The 17,326-nt window shown below is 57.4% G+C and carries 15 protein-coding genes; 5 read left to right on the top strand and 10 right to left on the bottom strand.

The features are described 5' to 3' along the window. Positions 1–185: 185 nt before the first annotated feature. A complete protein-coding gene (hrpA, locus tag H7R58_RS10830) occupies positions 186–4,088 on the bottom strand; it encodes an ATP-dependent RNA helicase HrpA (protein ID WP_182934723.1) in 3,903 nt (1,300 codons plus the stop codon). A gap of 201 nt (positions 4,089–4,289) precedes the next feature. Between hrpA and azoR the strand changes: the two genes are divergently transcribed. Next, positions 4,290–4,892 carry an FMN-dependent NADH-azoreductase gene (gene azoR / locus H7R58_RS10825; protein ID WP_106929170.1) on the top strand — a complete coding sequence of 201 codons (603 nt, stop codon included), beginning with the start codon at positions 4,290–4,292 and terminating at the stop codon, positions 4,890–4,892. 43 nt (positions 4,893–4,935) lie between these two features. On the opposite strand, the gene H7R58_RS10820 is transcribed toward azoR, so the two are convergent. Both H7R58_RS10820 and H7R58_RS10815 read right to left on the bottom strand, forming a co-directional pair. Then, positions 4,936–5,355 (bottom strand): GFA family protein, encoded by a 420-nt coding sequence (locus tag H7R58_RS10820; RefSeq protein WP_182928984.1) that lies wholly within the window; start codon positions 5,353–5,355, stop codon positions 4,936–4,938. A gap of 11 nt (positions 5,356–5,366) precedes the next feature. Next, positions 5,367–6,233, bottom strand: a complete 867-nt coding sequence (locus tag H7R58_RS10815) for an aldo/keto reductase family oxidoreductase (RefSeq protein ID WP_182928985.1) — start codon at positions 6,231–6,233, stop codon at positions 5,367–5,369. 332 nt (positions 6,234–6,565) lie between these two features. Between H7R58_RS10815 and H7R58_RS10810 the strand changes: the two genes are divergently transcribed. Beyond that, on the top strand, positions 6,566–7,084 hold the full coding sequence (locus tag H7R58_RS10810) for a hypothetical protein (RefSeq protein ID WP_106929176.1): 519 nt from the start codon (positions 6,566–6,568) through the stop codon (positions 7,082–7,084). A 72-nt stretch (positions 7,085–7,156) separates the two neighbouring features. Here H7R58_RS10810 and mhpT read toward each other — a convergent pair whose 3' ends face one another. The 7 genes from mhpT to H7R58_RS10775 form a co-directional block, all read right to left on the bottom strand. Then, positions 7,157–8,383 carry a 3-(3-hydroxy-phenyl)propionate transporter MhpT gene (gene mhpT / locus H7R58_RS10805; protein WP_182934722.1) on the bottom strand — a complete coding sequence of 409 codons (1,227 nt, stop codon included), beginning with the start codon at positions 8,381–8,383 and terminating at the stop codon, positions 7,157–7,159. A gap of 107 nt (positions 8,384–8,490) precedes the next feature. Continuing rightward, the gene (gene mhpE / locus H7R58_RS10800; RefSeq protein WP_182928987.1) at positions 8,491–9,510 is read right to left on the bottom strand and encodes a 4-hydroxy-2-oxovalerate aldolase; all 1,020 of its coding nucleotides are present in this window, start codon (positions 9,508–9,510) and stop codon (positions 8,491–8,493) included. Continuing rightward, a complete protein-coding gene (mhpF, locus tag H7R58_RS10795) occupies positions 9,507–10,457 on the bottom strand; it encodes an acetaldehyde dehydrogenase (RefSeq protein WP_106929182.1) in 951 nt (316 codons plus the stop codon). The genes mhpE and mhpF overlap by 4 nt, the downstream gene beginning before the upstream one ends. Continuing rightward, the gene (gene mhpD / locus H7R58_RS10790; RefSeq protein ID WP_106929184.1) at positions 10,454–11,257 is read right to left on the bottom strand and encodes a 2-keto-4-pentenoate hydratase; all 804 of its coding nucleotides are present in this window, start codon (positions 11,255–11,257) and stop codon (positions 10,454–10,456) included. Before mhpD ends, mhpF begins: the two co-directional genes overlap by 4 nt. Positions 11,258–11,266: 9 nt before the next feature. Continuing rightward, positions 11,267–12,133 (bottom strand): 2-hydroxy-6-oxonona-2,4-dienedioate hydrolase, encoded by an 867-nt coding sequence (gene mhpC, locus H7R58_RS10785; protein ID WP_182928988.1) that lies wholly within the window; start codon positions 12,131–12,133, stop codon positions 11,267–11,269. A 17-nt stretch (positions 12,134–12,150) separates the two neighbouring features. Continuing rightward, on the bottom strand, positions 12,151–13,095 hold the full coding sequence (gene mhpB / locus H7R58_RS10780) for a 2,3-dihydroxyphenylpropionate/2,3-dihydroxicinnamic acid 1,2-dioxygenase (protein ID WP_106929188.1): 945 nt from the start codon (positions 13,093–13,095) through the stop codon (positions 12,151–12,153). 1 nt (position 13,096) lies between these two features. Beyond that, positions 13,097–14,761, bottom strand: a complete 1,665-nt coding sequence (locus tag H7R58_RS10775) for a bifunctional 3-(3-hydroxy-phenyl)propionate/3-hydroxycinnamic acid hydroxylase (protein ID WP_182928989.1) — start codon at positions 14,759–14,761, stop codon at positions 13,097–13,099. A 188-nt stretch (positions 14,762–14,949) separates the two neighbouring features. Here H7R58_RS10775 and H7R58_RS10770 point away from each other — a divergent pair, with 188 nt between their 5' ends. The 3 genes from H7R58_RS10770 (at position 14,950) to H7R58_RS10760 (ending at position 17,174) form a co-directional block, all read left to right on the top strand. Next, positions 14,950–15,762 (top strand): DNA-binding transcriptional regulator, encoded by an 813-nt coding sequence (locus H7R58_RS10770; protein ID WP_146145733.1) that lies wholly within the window; start codon positions 14,950–14,952, stop codon positions 15,760–15,762. Positions 15,763–15,874: 112 nt separating this feature from the next. Then, a complete protein-coding gene (locus H7R58_RS10765; protein WP_182930640.1) occupies positions 15,875–16,882 on the top strand; it encodes a zinc-binding alcohol dehydrogenase family protein in 1,008 nt (335 codons plus the stop codon). Position 16,883: 1 nt separating this feature from the next. Then, a complete protein-coding gene (locus H7R58_RS10760) occupies positions 16,884–17,174 on the top strand; it encodes a putative quinol monooxygenase (RefSeq protein ID WP_106929196.1) in 291 nt (96 codons plus the stop codon). The last annotated feature ends 152 nt before the right edge of the window (positions 17,175–17,326 follow it).

Genomic DNA, 17,326 nt, shown 5'->3' with positions numbered 1-17,326 from the left:
CCTGACATACAGCGTTTAATACCGCAAGCGTAGCCAGGAACGAGACGCCCACGCCTTCTGGTTTGTGCCATGACTGCGTCAATCTGATGGTGAACGGATATCGTCACCATAAAAGCATGCGCCGAACCGGGCCGCAGGGTAAACCTTACGCCCCGGTTCGTTGCCATCAGCAGCATGGGTCACGCTTACGCCACTATCTGCTCCATCGCCTGCAATATTCGCTTATCGGAAATCGGATACGGCGTCCCGAGCTGCTGCGCAAAGAAGCTGACACGCAGCTCCTCGATCATCCAGCGGATCTCTTTCACGTCGTCATCTTCCCGGCGCGCTGGCGGCAGCTTATTCAGCCACTGCTGCCACGCCTGCTGAACGCTCTCCACTTTGAGCATCTGCGCGCGATCGCGGTGCGGGTCGACGGCCATTTTCTCCAGCCGTTTTTCGATAGCCTGCAAATAACGCAGGGTGTCGCCCAGACGACGGAAGCCGTTGCCAGTGACGAAGCCGCGGTACACCAGACCGTTCATCTGCGCTTTGATGTCCGACAGCCCCAGAGCCATCGTCATGTCGACGCGCCCTTTCAGGCGTTTGTTAACGTTGAATACCGCCGTCAGGATTTGCTCAACCTGCTTAGCAATGTCAACCACCGTCTCATTGAGCTCCGCGCGCACTTTATCATGCAACGCGTTAAAGCCTGCTTCCGTCCACACCGGGCCACCCGCTTCATCAATCAGCTTATCCACGCCGCAGGAGATGCAGTCGTCAATCAGATCCAGTACTTTGCCGTACGGGTTAAAGTACAGGCCCAGCTTGGCTTTGTTCGGCAGCTTCTCGTGCAGATACTTGATCGGCGACGGGATATTCAGCAGCAGCAGACGACGCAGGCCGCGCCACATGGCCTGTTGCTGTTCCAGCTCGTTATCGAACAGCTTGATCGCCACGCTGTCGCGTTCATCCACCAGCGCCGGCCAGGCCTTCACCTTATAGTTGCCGCGCTTCTGCTCGTAGCGGTCCGGCAGGTCGCCAAAGCTCCAGATATGCAGCCCGGCTTGTTCGATGCCGTCGTCGGCCACCGACGAAAGCGTCTCCTGCACTTTGCCCTTCAGCGCGTCCTTCAATTCCTGCAGCGAGCGGCCTTCCTGAAGCTTCTTGTTTTTATCGTCAACGACGCGGAAGGTAATTTTCAGGTGATCGGGCACCTGATCCCACTGCCAGGACTCACGGTCAACGGTCACGCCGGTCATCCGGCGCAGCTCGCGCTCCATCGCATCGAGCAGCGGTTGTTCAAACGGCGTGACGCGGCCTAACAGCGCTTCCGCGTAGTTCGGCGCAGGCACAAAGTTGCGGCGCACCGGCTTCGGCAGTGATTTAATCAGCGCGATAATCAGCTCACGGCGCAGGCCCGGGATCTGCCATTCAAACCCGGCGTCATCCACCTGATTGAGCAGCGGCAGCGGAATATGCACCGTCACGCCATCGGCGTCAGCACCGGGTTCAAACTGATAAGAGAGGCGCAGCTTCAGGTTGCCCTGGTGCCAGAAGTTCGGGTAGTCCAGCTTGCTGACCTGCTCCGCCCCCTCTTTAATCAGCATGCTCTTCTCAAAATTGAGCAGATCCGGCGTTTCACGGCTGGCCTGTTTCCACCACTTATCAAAGTGGCGCGCGGAAATCACCTCATGGCTGATGCGCTGGTCGTAAAATTCAAACATCGTCTCGTCATCCACCAGGATGTCGCGACGGCGCGATTTATGCTCCAGCTCTTCAATTTCGGTACGCAGCTTCAGGTTATCGCGGAAGAAAGCGTGGCGTGTCTGCCAATCCCCCTCCACCAGCGCATGGCGAATAAACAGCTCACGACACAGCGCCGGATCGATCTGGCTGTAGTTGACCTTACGCGCAGCGACAATCGGCAGGCCGTAGACGGTCACCTTCTCCGTCGCCATCACCGCGCCCTGCGCGCGTTCCCAGTGCGGTTCACTGTAAGAGCGTTTGATCAAATGCTGCGCAACCGGCTCCACCCATTCCGGATCGATTCGCGCGGCAATACGCCCCCACAGGCGGCAGGTTTCCACCAGTTCGGCAACCATGGTCCATTTAGGCGGCTTCTTGAACAGCCCGGAGCCCGGGAAGATAGAGAAGCGCGCGTTGCGTGCGCCGGTGAATTCCTGCTTGTCGGCATCTTTCATACCGATGTGCGAAAGCAGACCGGTAAGCAGCGCGATATGTATCTCACGGTACTCCGCCGGTTCGCTGTTAACCGGAATGCCCAGCTCTTTCACCACCTGGCGCAGCTGGGTGTAGATATCCTGCCATTCCCGTACGCGCAGATAGTTAAGAAAATCCTGCTTACACTGGCGGCGGAACTGATTTGACGACAACGCTTTCTGCTGTTCACCAAGGTAATTCCACAGGTTGACGAACGCCAGGAAGTCGGACTCCTTATCATGGAAACGGCGATGTTTTTCATCGGACGCCTGCTGTTTGTCCATCGGCCGCTCGCGCGGATCCTGAATAGACAGCGCGGAGGTGATAATCATCGCCTCGCGCACGCAGCCGTGTTTCTGCGCTTCCAGCACCATACGCGCCAGACGTGGGTCAACCGGCAGTTGGCTAAGCTGACGCCCCAGCGGCGTCAGCTTGTAAGCGGTTTGCTGCTCGTCGGTGGTGATGGCGCTCAGCTCTTCCAGCAGACGTACACCATCCTGAATGTTGCGTTTATCGGGCGCTTCAACAAACGGAAACGCGGCGATATCACCCAGCCCCAGCGCGGTCATTTGCAGAATGACCGATGCCAGGTTGGTGCGCAGAATTTCCGGGTCGGTAAACTCCGGGCGCGACAGGAAGTCGTCTTCAGAATACAGACGAATACAGATCCCTTCCGACACACGGCCACAGCGGCCTTTACGCTGGTTGGCGGAGGCCTGTGAGACCGGCTCAATAGGCAGACGCTGAACCTTGGTGCGGTAGCTGTAGCGACTGATACGCGCCGTGCCCGGGTCAATAACGTACTTGATGCCCGGTACGGTGAGCGACGTTTCCGCCACGTTGGTCGCCAGCACAATGCGACGCCCGCTGTGCGGCTGGAACACGCGGTTCTGTTCGCTGTTCGACAACCGCGCGTACAGCGGCAAAATTTCGGTGTGGCGCAGGTCGCGTTTGTTGAGCGCATCGGCGGTATCCCGAATTTCACGTTCACCGCTCATAAAGATCAGGATGTCGCCAGGGCTTTCCTGACCCAGTTCATCAACCGCGTCAAAAATCGCCTGTAGCTGATCGCGCTCAGTATCGTCCGCCTCTTCCACGATGGGTCGATAACGCACTTCTACCGGATAAGTCCGGCCGGAGACTTCAATGATCGGCGCGTTATTAAAGTGACGGGAGAAGCGCTCCGGGTCGATCGTTGCGGAAGTGATAATGACTTTCAGATCGGGGCGACGCGGCAATAGCTCTTTCAGGTAGCCGAGCAGGAAGTCGATGTTCAGACTACGTTCGTGCGCTTCATCGATAATAATGGTGTCGTACTGCATCAGCAGACGGTCCTGCTGAATTTCCGCCAGCAGAATACCGTCGGTCATCAGCTTGACCATCGTGTTATCGCTGACGTGGTCGCTGAAACGCACTTTATAACCGATGCAGCCGCCCGGCTCGGTTTTTAACTCTTCTGCAATACGGTTAGCCACGGTGCGCGCCGCCAGACGACGCGGCTGGGTATGGCCAATCAGGCCTTTAATCCCGCGTCCCAGCTCCATACAGATTTTTGGCAGCTGGGTGGTTTTACCCGAACCTGTTTCACCGGCAACGATCACCACCTGGTGGTCGCGAACGGCGTTAAGGATATCCTGTTTCTTCTGGCTGACGGGCAGGTTTTCCGGGTATTCAATCGCCGGACGTGACGCTTCGCGTAGCACAACCTTACCTGCCGCCTGTTCAATTTCCTGCGCCATCTCCTGGTAAATGGCCTGTTGAGCATCAGGATTTTTAACCTTCTTCACGCCGTGCAGACGGCGGGCAAAACGCTGTTTATCCCGCAGCGTCAGCGCGTCAAGGCGCTGGCTGAGCGTGGCGAAGGTGATTTTTTGTTGTTCTGTCATAGTGTTATCGGGCAGCGGAGTGCCTGTAAAAAACGCTTATAAAGTATGGTCCTAGAGTACCACATTTGCGCATTTGTTGCCTTGTTCAAAAAAACTGAATATAGAATTCGATATATTGCGCTATCCCTGCGGCAGGAATGTGAATAGAGTGTCAGCAAGCAACAGGGCACAGCCCGTCAATCAAATATAAGGAATCACCCAATGAGCAAAGTATTAGTTCTGAAATCCAGCATCCTGGCAGGCTACTCTCAATCAGGTCAGCTGTCCGATTATTTCGTTGAACAGTGGCGCGAAAAGCACTCCGCTGACGAAATCACCGTGCGTGACCTGGCCGCCAACCCGATTCCGGTACTGGATGGTGAACTGGTAGGTGCGCTGCGTCCGAGCGATTCCCCGCTGACCCCGCGCCAGCAGGAAGCGCTGACGCTGTCTGATGAGCTGATTGCTGAACTGAAAGCGCACGACGTGATTGTTATTGCTGCGCCGATGTACAACTTCAACATCCCAACTCAGTTGAAAAACTATTTTGACCTGATTGCCCGTGCCGGCGTGACCTTCCGTTACACCGAGAAAGGTCCAGAAGGCCTGGTGACCGGTAAACGCGCTATCGTACTGACCAGCCGCGGCGGCATCCATAAAGATACCCCGACCGACCTGATCACCCCGTACCTGAACGTGTTCCTGGGCTTCATCGGCATCACCGACGTGAACGTGGTCTTCGCTGAAGGCATCGCTTACGGTCCGGAAATGGCGGCAAAAGCGTCTGCTGACGCGAAAGCGGCGATTGATAGCCTGGTGGCTTAATTGCCCTGAAATTGACAAGCCCTGCTCAAAGCAGGGCTTTTTTTTATTCCGACTTTATACCTTCGTAGCGTAAATACCCGACTACCCCGCCGCTGCCGCCATCTTTGGTGTGATTCGCACCATCAACGACCTCTACGCAGGCAAAATCAAACGGCGATACGCCTTCAATGCACGCAACGTTAACGCCATATTGCTGCGGATTAGAACGACGCTGGTGGAAGGTATAGATTCCGCATACCGAACAGAAAAAATGCACCGCTTCGCCGGTATTAAAGCGGTATTCAGTCAGCTTATCTCGCCCGCGCAGCACCTTAATCTCCGCCAACGGTGCAGACACGGCCACCGCGCCGCGCATCCGGCAATAGGAACAGTTACAGCGCCGTGCGGTGTTAAAACCCTCGCTCAGCGTAACGGTGAACGCGACCGCGCCGCAGTGGCACCGGGCCGAGAGCGTTTGCGTCATGTGACCTCCCGTTAGCCTTTAGCAGCAATTCCGTCAAGCGTCGCCTGCGCCTCGGACGGCAGCGGCAGCTGCGCCGCAGCCATGTTTTCCCTCAGGTGCGCCACTGACGACGTACCAGGGATCAGCAAAATATTTGGCGAGCGGTGCAACAGCCAGGCCAGAGCCACCTGCATTGGCGTCGCGCCCAGTTCGGCGGCAACGCGATTGAGCGTGGTGGATTGCAGCGGTGAGAAACCGCCAAGCGGGAAGAACGGCACGTAGGCAATACCGTCGTGCGCCAGTGCGTCAATCAGCGCATCGTCGGCGCGGTGAGCAATATTGTATTCGTTCTGAACGCAAACAATCGGCACAATTTGACGCGCCTGCGCGACCTGCGCCGGGGTGACGTTGCTCAGGCCAATATGCTTCACCAACCCCTGCTGCTGCAGTTCTGCCAGTACGCTAATGCTGGCCTCAATATCGCCTTCTCGCGGCCCATGTCCGTCGCCAATCATCACCCGCATATTGACCACATCAAGCACGTCGAGGCCCAGATTGCGTAGATTATCATGCACCGCCTGCTTGAGTTCTGCGGCGGAAAATGCCGGTAGCCAGGACGCGTCATCGCCGCGGCGGGCGCCGATTTTAGTGACAATGGTCAGATCGTCGGCGTACGGATGCAGCGCTTCACGGATAATCTGATTGGTGATATGCGGGCCGTAAAAGTCGCTGGTATCAATGTGATTGACGCCCAGTTCGAGAGCTTCGCGTAACACGGAAATCGCCGCATGGCGGTCTTTTGGCGGGCCAAAGACACCGGGACCGGCCAGCTGCATCGCCCCGTATCCGAGACGATTAACAAATTGAGAACCAAGGGAAAACGTACTGTACTGGGTCATAACGTCCTGCCTGTCGCATCGTGAAGTGTCATTCTATTCTTAACCATCGCGCAAAGGCGCTCAACAAGAATAGATGGCTTTTAACGCTTTGCGCGGCAAATAGCGTTTATTCCATCACGTCAGTTCCCTGCTCAGCAAGCAGCCTATTTTAGTGTTGAAAAAAACATTCTGGCACGATAACGTTAACCAAACCAAGAAACCACTGTGAATCATAGCATTACGAATAAAGTAATGCCTGAAATCACGTGTAGTATTGCGTTTATAAAAGGTCTTGAATAATTAAAAGCAACATCCTCCTTCGTCCTTAATAAAAATTATTATCACGGATAAAAATGTATAAAAATATTTTAGTCAGTGGCCTGGTCGCCGTACTTCTGAGTGGATGCACCGCCGGTTTCCGACCTGCGCTTGAAGATTACAAAGGTAATGATGCCGCGCGTATTCGCGCCAGCACCTCTGGCAATACCGCATTGCAGTTTTATGAAAAGCAGCCTGATGGCTGCTATAAGAAAGTACTGGAAAGGCGAATTACCTCCGGACTGGCGATCATTGGCATTCCGGTAACCGGAAACAAACGCCTCTCAGACATGCCGGCATCAAACGATGTTAAGGGCGCATTTATCAATGAATTTACCATCAAACCGGGGCAACTCATTGATATCGTGCATTACGCCAGCACCACATCCTATTCTGATTTCGTCCCGCAGCCGAACCACAATTACGATATTATCGTCACCGGATCGTTATATTCCGGTGATTCTGTATCGGTAAAAGATCTCGATGCCAACGCCAAAATGGTTCGCTGGAAAACGGACGGCGTTAAATTGTGCCCGAGCAGCGCTTTTGATTAATCATCACGCATAAAAAAGGGAGCCCATTAAGGCCCCCTGTGCCGGATGGCGTCGCCAGCGACGCCCCCATTATCATCCCGCGCTTTCCTCCGCCACGCTGCGCTGATGGCGATTCATCAGCCAGAACACCGCCACGCCCGCCAGCACAATCCCCGGCGCGGAGGCGGCCATCACCCCCACGGTGCCGGTGCCCAGCGCCAGCATTTTTCCGGCCAGCAGCGGGCCGCTCATCGCCCCCAGCCGCCCGACCGCTACCGCCGTGCCAACGCCAGTAGCGCGAATTTCGGTGCCGTAAAACAGCGGCGCCAGGGCATAAAGCACGCTCTGCCCACCGGTCGCAAACATCCCCGCGACAAAACCTGATACCAGCATCATGGCCAATGAGTTCGCCATACCCAGTGAAATCAGCGACGCCAGCATTCCGCAGTAAATCAACAGCGACATTTTGAGCGGGCTGAGTTTGTCCATCAACGCACCCAGCATCAGCGTACCCAGCGCCGCCCCCATTTGCAGTGCGAACATCACGCCGGCAGCCTGCGGGCGGCTAAAGCCCTGATCGACCAGCAGCATCTGCAGCCAGTTAATCAGCATATACACCACCAGCAGGGTGAAGAAGTAACACAGCCACAGCAGCAGCGTTGATGAGGCGGTACCGGATGCAAAAATGGCCCGCAGCGGCGCCGGGGCATCCTGCTGCTGACGGCTAAACGCCTGCGACTCCGGCAGGCGGAGCATCAGCAGCGGAACCAACAACAGCGGCACAATACCGCCAACCCAGAAAATCGTCTGCCAGGCCTGCGTCAGGCCGCTGAACCCCATGGCGGCAGCCAGCGCCGCGCCAATCGGCACCCCGCAGTACATCAGGCTCACTGCGGTACCGCGAAAACGTGGCCCCGCCGCTTCGGAAGTGAGCGCAATCAGATTCGGCAGTGCCGCACCCAGCCCCGCACCGGTCATAAAACGGGCAAATACCAGCGACGGGAAATCCCACGCCAGCGCGGTCACAATCGAAAACAGGCCAAACAGCACTACCGAGCCCAGCAGCACCTTCTTGCGGCCATGTCGGTCGGCCAGCATACCGCCAAACAGCGCCCCTGGCAGCAGACCCAGTATCCCGGCGCTGAAAATCCAGCCCATCTGCATTTTATCCAGCGAGAATGCCTGGGCAATGCCCACCGCAGCAATACCCGCGGCCTGTAAATCGAGCCCTTCCATCAGGGCGACCAAAAAGCAAAGCCCGACGGTCTGCATCAGGCGGGACGTTTTCGGCGGTGAGGAAACGTGAGTAATATTCGACATCGTGCTACCTTCTGTAGAGAACAGGTGAAAGGCGGCCGATACGTTGCCGGCCGCGTTATTTTTTCATTTTCGTTCGCCCGGTCAGTACATTGCCGACCGGATCGTTATCAAGCCTGCGCTTTGGCTTTCAGATCCAACGCCACGTCGACGATCATGTCTTCCTGGCCACCCACCATTCGGCGTTTGCCCAGTTCAACCAGGATATCAACCGCGCTGAGACCATAACGCGCCGCTGCCACTTCGCTGTGACGCAGGAAGCTGGAGTAGACGCCGGCATAGCCGAGCGCCAGCGTTTCACGATCGACGCGTACCGGACGATCCTGTAACGGACGCACCAGATCGTCCGCTGCCGCCATCAGCGCATACAGGTCAGTACCGTGCTGCCAGCCCTGCTTGTCAGCGGCGGCGATAAACACTTCCAGCGGCGCGTTACCGGCACCGGCACCCATTCCCGCAAGGCTGGCGTCAATACGGTCACAGCCCTCTTCTACCGCCACCAGCGAGTTGGCAACGCCAAGGCTCAGGTTATGGTGCGCGTGCATACCGGTTTGCGTTTCCGGTTTAAGCACCTCTTTCAGCGCGCGGAAGCGATCGCGAATATCGTTCATGTTCATTGCGCCGCCGGAGTCCACCACATAAATACAGGTTGCGCCGTAGCCTTCCATCAGTTTTGCCTGCTTCGCCAGATTTTCCGGCGTGGTCATATGGCTCATCATCAGAAAACCGACGGTGTCCATCCCGAGTTCGCGGGCGTAGGCAATATGCTGCGCGGAAACGTCTGCTTCGGTGCAATGCGTCGCCACACGCACCACGCGGGCCCCTGCCTGATAGGCATTTTGCAGGTCGTGCAGCGTGCCGATACCCGGGATCAGTAGCGTGGCGATTTTGGCATGTTGCACCACTTCCGCCGCCGCAGCGATCCACTCGATATCGCTGTGCGCGCCAAAGCCGTAGTTAAAGCTGGATCCCTGCAGGCCGTCGCCGTGCGCAACTTCAATCGAGTCGACGCGCGCATCGTCCAGCGCCCTGGCTATCTGCCGAACGTGGTCCAGCGAATACTGGTGGCGGATGGCGTGCATCCCGTCGCGTAACGTCACATCTGAGATATAGAGTTTTTTACCGTTCATGCGACTTCTCCTGCCACTTTAACCAGCGTTTGGGCCATTTTTTCAGCGGTAGACATTGCCGCCGAGGTCATAATGTCGAGGTTTCCGGCGTAGGCCGGCAGATAGTGAGCGGCACCTTCGACTTCCAGATACACGGCCGTTTTCAGCCCGGAGAACTGACCCACGCCGGGAATGTTCACCGGTTTATCCTGCGGGATAACCTCGAACTGCACTTTTTGCTTCAGACGGTAGCCCGGCACGTAGGCCTGTACCGCTGCCGCCATCGCTTCGATGGAAGCCTCAATTTCAGCCTGCGAGGCCGCTTCGCTCAGCACGTATACCGTGTCGCGCATCATCACCGGCGGTTCGGCCGGGTTGAGGATAATAATCGCTTTCCCCTTCGCCGCACCGCCAACCACTTCAATCGCTTGCGACGTTGTTTCCGTAAACTCGTCGATATTCGCGCGGGTGCCCGGGCCCGCGGATTTGCTGGAGATAGAGGCAATAATTTCCGCGTAGTGAACTTTTGCCACGCGGGAAACCGCCGCCACCATTGGGATGGTAGCCTGGCCGCCGCAGGTCACCATGTTGACGTTGCCCTGCGACAGATTTTTGTCGAGGTTAACGACCGGCACGCAGTACGGGCCAATCGCCGCTGGCGTCAGGTCAATCAGGCGGATACCCGGCTTTGCCTTACGCAGCGCGGCGTCATTTTTCACGTGCGCGCCCGCGCTGGTGGCATCGAATACGATATCAATGTCGGCAAATTCCGCCATCGCCATTAATCCGCTCACCCCTTCGTGAGTGGTGGCGACGCCCATACGCGCCGCACGCGCCAGGCCGTCAGAGTTCGGATCAATGCCAACCATCACCGACATCTCCAGATGCTTACCGTGACGCAGAATTTTGATCATCAGGTCAGTGCCGATATTGCCTGAACCGATAATGGCGACTTTACATTTGCTCATGACTGACTTCCTTCTTGCTCTGAAAAGGTCGCGGCAACCGAGCCAATGCCCTCGATAACCGCCTCAAAACGATCGCCCGGTTTGACCGCGACCATCGGCCCCAGTGCGCCGGTGAGTACGATATCCCCCGCACGTAGCGGCTCGCCGAGACTGGCCATTTTGCGCGCCAGCCAGACGGCGGCGTTCAGCGGGTGACCCAGACATTCGCTGCCGCGACCGCTGGACACCTCTTCGTGATTGCGGGTCATGGTCATCGCGCAGTTTTTCAGGTCCAGCGCGGCTGGACGCTGCGCCGGGCCGCCGACCACGTACACGCCGCAGGAGGCGTTGTCGGCGACGGTGTCAACAAACTTAATAGACCAGTCGCGCACGCGGCTGCCCACCACTTCAAGCGCCGGGACCACCCACTCAATGGCGTTATACAGTTCATCAAAGGTGGTGTCGGCATGCGGCAGATCGCGGTTCAGCACCAGGGCGATCTCGGCTTCAATCTTCGGCTGCAGCACGCGGTCGAAGGGAATGGTCTCGTTATCGCCGTAGCACATATCCGCAAACAGGGTGCCAAAATCCGGCTGGTCGACGCCCAGCTGTTGCTGGACTTTCGGGTGGGTCAAACCCACTTTGCGCCCCACGATGCGGCGGCCCTGCGCCACACCAAATTCGACGTTCAGGCGCTGAATGGCATACGCGGCTTCGGCGTTATCGAGACCAATCATCTCGCGCAGCGGCGCGATCGCCACCCCGGTGCGTTCTGCTTCGCGCAGCGCGGCGGCCAGTGTGGCCAAAGAATCGGTAGACATTGCGGCTCCTTATTGACGCGCCAGGAAATTCAGCACCAGCTGGTTAAACTCCTCTGCGTGCTCCCACTGTGCCCAGTGGCCGCAATCGCGGTAAATATGCAGTTCGGAACCGGCAATCCCGGAGAGCAGTCGCAGGCCCGCATCCATCGGGACAAAACGGTCGTTACGCCCCCAGACCACCAGGGTCGGCGCGCTAATTTCACCCAGCCGCGGGCCGAAATCCGGGAACTGTTTCGGGTTGGCTTCCAGGCTCTTAATAAAGTTTTCCAGGTGGTCACGGCGCGACAGCATGTTGTTCAGACGGGCTTCAAACAGCGCGTCGGTCAAATCGCGAGTGTCATAAACGAAAATGCTCATCATCTTTTTGAGATTTTCGATGGTCGGTTCGCGATACAGCGCGTTCAGCAGCTTGATGCCTTCCGTCGGCATCGGTGTGAACAGACTCATGCCGCCGGTGCCACCGCCCATCAGTACCAGTTTGCCGACGCGTTCAGGCCAGGTCAGCGTAAAGGCCACCGCGCTGTGCCCACCCATAGAGTTACCGAGCAGGTGTACTTTCTCGATATCCAACCGATCGACCACGCTTTTCAGAATACGGGCGTTCAAATCGGAGCGAGAGCCCGTGTTCACGATCGAGTCACTTTTGCCCCAGCCCGGGCAGTCCAGCAGCAGTACGCGATAGCCCGCCTCCACCAGCGGATCGATATTGCGGCTGAAGTTCGCCCAGCCGGTTGCCCCCGGTCCGGAACCGTGCAGCAGCACGACGGTTTCATCGCCCTGGCCGCAGTCGTTGTAGTGGATGCGCAGCGTTTGTCCGGCCTCTTCCACGTTAAGAAAACGGCTGGTTGCAGATTCGGTTTGTGGTTGATAGCTCATCATAATCTCCTGCTTAATCAATTCGTTGTCATGGCGCTCAGTGAGCCAAAGCCGGCGATCCATTCCGGGATCGGCCGATAGTAGCGGCCTTCGGCGCGGTAGCGCCCCATGGCGGCAAGCGTGGCAAACGCCGCAGCCCAGGTTTTCACTTCGTGGGTCGATTTGCCGGCGATCGCCGAAAGTTCTTCATTGCTGATAGCATCGAGCTCCGTCAGGCGGCCCTGTTCCAGCAACGTCATAAACTGGTTGTCCCAGATGGGGTTCAGCGGGTGCAGCGTTTTCTGGTCTTCAACAAAGCGTTCAGCCGCTTCAATGACCCGACGCTGGCGCAGCTCACGCTCGTCGGGCGGCAGCTGTTTACCGCTGCCGAGCAGGCGATCGCGCATATGGGCGTCCACCTTCGCCAGCTCCGGTACCGGCGGCTGGTGCGACAGGCCACCGGATCCTAAGATCAGCACCCGTTTATTCAGCGTCGACAGGAAGCGCCCCATGGCCTCGCCGAGCATGCGCGTACGCTGGAAACCCGGCAGCGGCGTGGCGACGCCATTGATAAACACCGGCAGTACCGGCAGTTTGTCCAGCCCGCCAAGCAGCAGCTCCAGCGGCTGGGCAAAACCGTGATCGACCTGCATACAGTAGGAAACCGCCAGATCGATACCGCTTTTCATCACCGAGTGAGCGCAGGCTTCCGCCAGCGCCGTCGGTACCGGCAATACCCCTGCCGCGCTGGAAAAGTCGCCGATGGAGGTGGCGCCGATGCCTAAGCAAAACGGCGGCATGACGTCATAGAAAAAGCCGTTGTAGTGGTCCGGTGCGAACAGCACCACCAGCTCCGGGTCAAATGCCGCAATGCGCGCGCGCGCTTCACTAATCACGCCGTTAACTTCGTCCAGCACCTCCTGTGCGGGGTCGACATAGCCCACCAGCGGCGTGTGGGAAAGACAGTGCAGGTATGCATTCATTTCAGGCCACCTTCTCTTCAGCCAGACCCGATGTCGCGGGGGTCAGCGCCATCGCCTGAGCAAGTTGGTCGAGGGTTGTATTCAGCGTCTGTGGAATGGCCAGCGCAGCAACAAAGCGGTCCGGGCGTACCACCACCAGGGAAGCGTTCTGCGCCGCAAACCATGTTTTCAGCCGATTCTGGCTATCGCCGAGACGTATCACGCCGGTGAAATTGTCCTGCGGCGTACGGATCTGCACATCCGGCACCACCTGAATAAAACAGGTTCCCAGCGCGCGCCATTGCGCGATTTGACTGTCGCTCATACCCCACAGCGGGTTGCAGCCCCAGGCAATCACGGCAAACTTCGGTCCAATAACCTCATCCAGCAGCACCACCTCACCGTTTTCGCGGGTCACTTTCGGTTGGATAAACATCTTGCCGACCGGTGAATTTTTAGCGTTAGCTTCCAGCAACAGCGCGCCTTCGCGGTACTGCGGCATCGGTTTAAAGCGCATTTCCAGGAAGTAGCGTTTTACCGGTGGAATGTAGTTCAGCAGCCAGGAGATGCCGTCACGCACCGTACCGTGCCAGCGTTTTGCCGGTGCCAGTACGTTGCCAGCGGTCACCGAGAGATCGATCATGGCTTTGGCATGGTCGCGGCGTTCCTGCTGATACGTGTCCAGCAGCGTCTCGCCCGCTTTGCCGTTGACCACCATCGCCAGCTTCCATGCCAGGTTGAAAGCATCGCGCATACCGCTGTTGTAGCCTTGCCCCTGCCAGACCGGCATGATGTGGGCCGCATCACCGGCCAACAGCACGCGATCGATACGGAAGCGTTCTGCGATACGGGCGTTATGGGTATATACACGCTGGCGAATCAGCTCGACGTTATCCGGATCCGGTAGCACCTGACTCAGCAGGCGACGCATATTCTCCGGCTCGCTCAACTGGGCTTCGGTTTCGCCCGGCATCACCATGAATTCAAAGCGGCGCACGCCGTGCGGCAGCGCTGCCGACACGTAAGGGCGCACCGGGTCACAGCACAAATAGATGTGCGGCGTAGCCAGCGGGTCATTAGCAATATCAATCACGATCCACTGGTTGGGCGCCGTTTTACCTTCAAACGGTACGTTCAGCGTACGGCGAATAAAGCTGGCGCCACCGTCGCAGGCCACCAGCCAGTTAGCCTGTACGGTTTCACGTTCGCCCTCAGGGCCTTTCAGATTAATGGTGACGGTGTCACCTTTTTGGGTGAACGCCTCCAGTTCACGGGAGAACAGGCAGCGCACGTTCGGGAAACGGCTCAGGCCTTGATACATCACCTCATCGACCTGCGGCTGGATAAACGCGTTGCGGCGCGACCAGCCAAATTCGTCGGTCATCGACTGGATATCAGCAAAGCAGCGGCCTTTCGGGGTCAGGAAACGCATGGCATGCCACGGCGTAGTGTGTGGCAGCACGTTATCGACCAGCCCGACAGACTGCATGGTGCGCAGCGCTTCATCATCAATGCCGATGGCGCGCGGATAGTCGATTAATTTATCCAGCTTCTCGACAACCAGCACCTCCACGCCCATCTGTCCCAGGTAGTTCGCCATCATCAGCCCTACCGGACCCGCGCCAGCGATAGCGACCTGAACATGGTGTTGTACTGCAGGTTGAATATCCGGATTTGATGTTGTCATCTTCAATACCTCACGAATCGGACCAGCCGGGTTGGTGCTGTTAACGCACATGCTCGACTGTTAATTTGTTGTAAACATATTTTTATAATGAGCGCAGTATATGTCCGGGAATTTAGGCTACAATCAAAACAGACCAGGATGTGCACCAGGTGCACAACGTTGTTTTAGATATAAAAATGTCAGGAAATATGAAGAATAACGAGGCGACCGATTACAAAACCGTGCGGGGATTAACGCGGGGTTTATTGTTACTTAATTTGTTAAATAAATTCGACGGAGGCGCGTCAACCGCGACGCTGGCGGAGTTTAGCGGCCTGCACCGCACCACCGTACGCAGGCTGCTGGAGACCCTTCAGGAGGAGGGGTATGTGCGGCGCAGTTTGTCAGACGACAGCTTCCGTTTGACGATGAAAGTGCGGCAGTTAAGTGAGGGATTTCGTGACGAACATTGGATTTCTGCACTTGCAACGCCGCTACTTGGAGAATTATTGCGCGAGGTCATTTGGCCCACCGATTTAACCACGCTCGACGTTGATGCCATGGTCGTACGGGAAACCACCCACCGTTTCAGTCGCCTCTCCTTCCACCGCGCCATGGTGGGCCGACGCCTGCCGCTGCTGTTGACCGCGTCTGGCCTGACGTGGCTGGCTTTTTCGCCTGAGCATGAGCGTCAGCCCATTATTGAAATGCTGGCCGCCCGCCCGGAAGAGGAATACCAACTGGCCCGCGAGCCGGAAAAACTGCACGCGATACTCGAACGTACGCGGAAAAACGGCTACGGCGAAAACTTTCAGGGCTGGCAGCTGGAGCAAAAAATCGCCTCCATCGCCGTACCGGTACGAAGCCAGGCGCGGGTTATCGGCTGCCTGAATCTGGTCTATATCGCGAAGGCGATGACCATTGAGCAAGCGGCGGAAAAGCATCTGGCGGCGCTACAGCGCGTGACCCGGCAGATTGAAGAACGCATGGAAGAGGAAGAAATTTTCTTCGAACATCGTTAGCCCACGGCGTGATTTTCGCGGTTTGCGTATAAGTCTTATCGCCGCGACGCCGTTTTTCTCTTCATCGCTTATTTTTATTATCCGGGTAAGACAAATCAGACCTGGAGCCATGATGAAAGCCTTTGCCATTACCAGAGCCGCCGCAGACGGCAGCAACATTCCGTTTATTCAAGAGATTTCCCTGCCCGTTCCACAAGCTGCGGGCCACGACCTGCTGGTGGAGATCAAAGCGATTTCCGTCAACCCCGTCGATGCTAAAGTGCGCGCCGGTTTTTCAGGCGAGACGCCGCGCGTGCTCGGCTGGGATGCCGTTGGCGTCGTCAAAGCCGTCGGCGAACGTGTGACCCTTTTCACACCCGGCGATGAAGTCTGGTATGCCGGCGCACTCGGTCGTCCTGGCAGCAACAGCGAATTTCAGCGGGTGGATGAACGTATCGTCGCACTGAAGCCGCGTACCCTGGATAACGCCGCAGCCGCCGCGCTGCCGCTGACCGCCATTACCGCCTGGGAACTGTTGTTCGACCGTCTGGGCGTTGCCCGCGGCGGCAATGAGGGCGATACGCTGCTCATTGTCGGCGCGGCGGGCGGTGTCGGCTCTATTCTGACTCAGCTTGCCCGTAAACTGACGAACATGACGGTCATCGGTACCGCGTCTCGCCCAGCCAGTCAGCAGTGGGTGCGTGAGGCTGGCGCCCACTATGTTATCGATCACAGTCAACCGCTGAGCGACGAGCTGGCACGCATTGGCGTCCCCGCCGTCACGCACGTTGCCAGCCTGAATAATACGGCAGAACACTATTTAGAGCTTATTAACGTGCTGGCCCCACAGGGAAAACTGGCGCTCATTGATGACCCGGAGCACCTCGACGTGGCGCCGCTGAAGCTAAAAAGTCTTTCGCTGCACTGGGAGTTTATGTTCACCCGTTCAATGTTTGAGACCAAAGACATGGATGCACAGCACCGTTTACTGTCTGAAGTGGCGACGCTGATAGATACTCAGGTTATTCGCACCACGCTGGGCGAGCATTACGGCGTGATTAACGCTGAAAACCTGCAACGGGCGCACGCTCAGCTCGAAACCGGCCGCGCGGTTGGAAAAATCGTGCTGGAGGGGTTTTAGGATGATCGCGATACTTGCCGTGCTGAAGGCCCAACCGGGAAAAACGCAGGCGCTGCGCGAGGCGCTAAGCGCTCTGCTGCGACCCACGCGTGAGGAGCCAGGCAACCTCGAGTACGCGCTGTTTCAACGGCGCGATGAACCAGAGACATTTTACATGCACGAGCGCTGGCGCGACCAGGCTGCGCTGGACCATCATGTATCGCAGGCGCACTTTCAGGCGTTTGTTGGGCAAATGGATACTCTGCTGGCCGAGCCGCTACGGCTGGAATATTTAACGCCGATCGAGGCGTAAGTGCGTTAAGACTGATGACCACGTCCGAAAGCCCGATGGCGCTACGCTTATCAGGCCTACGTGGATGGCGTCACTGATTGAAATCGACATCCGTTATAGGCCAGATAAGTCGCTTGCGACGCCATCCGGCACAGCGCGGGCTGGTTTGTGAG

Origin of the sequence: Klebsiella sp. WP4-W18-ESBL-05 (genome assembly GCF_014169075.1) — a bacterium.
In the GTDB taxonomy this organism is placed as follows: Bacteria; Pseudomonadota; Gammaproteobacteria; order Enterobacterales; family Enterobacteriaceae; genus Kluyvera; species Kluyvera ascorbata_B.
The sequence above is the reverse complement of the archived record's forward strand: the minus strand, read 5'-3'. Positions and strand labels throughout refer to the sequence as shown.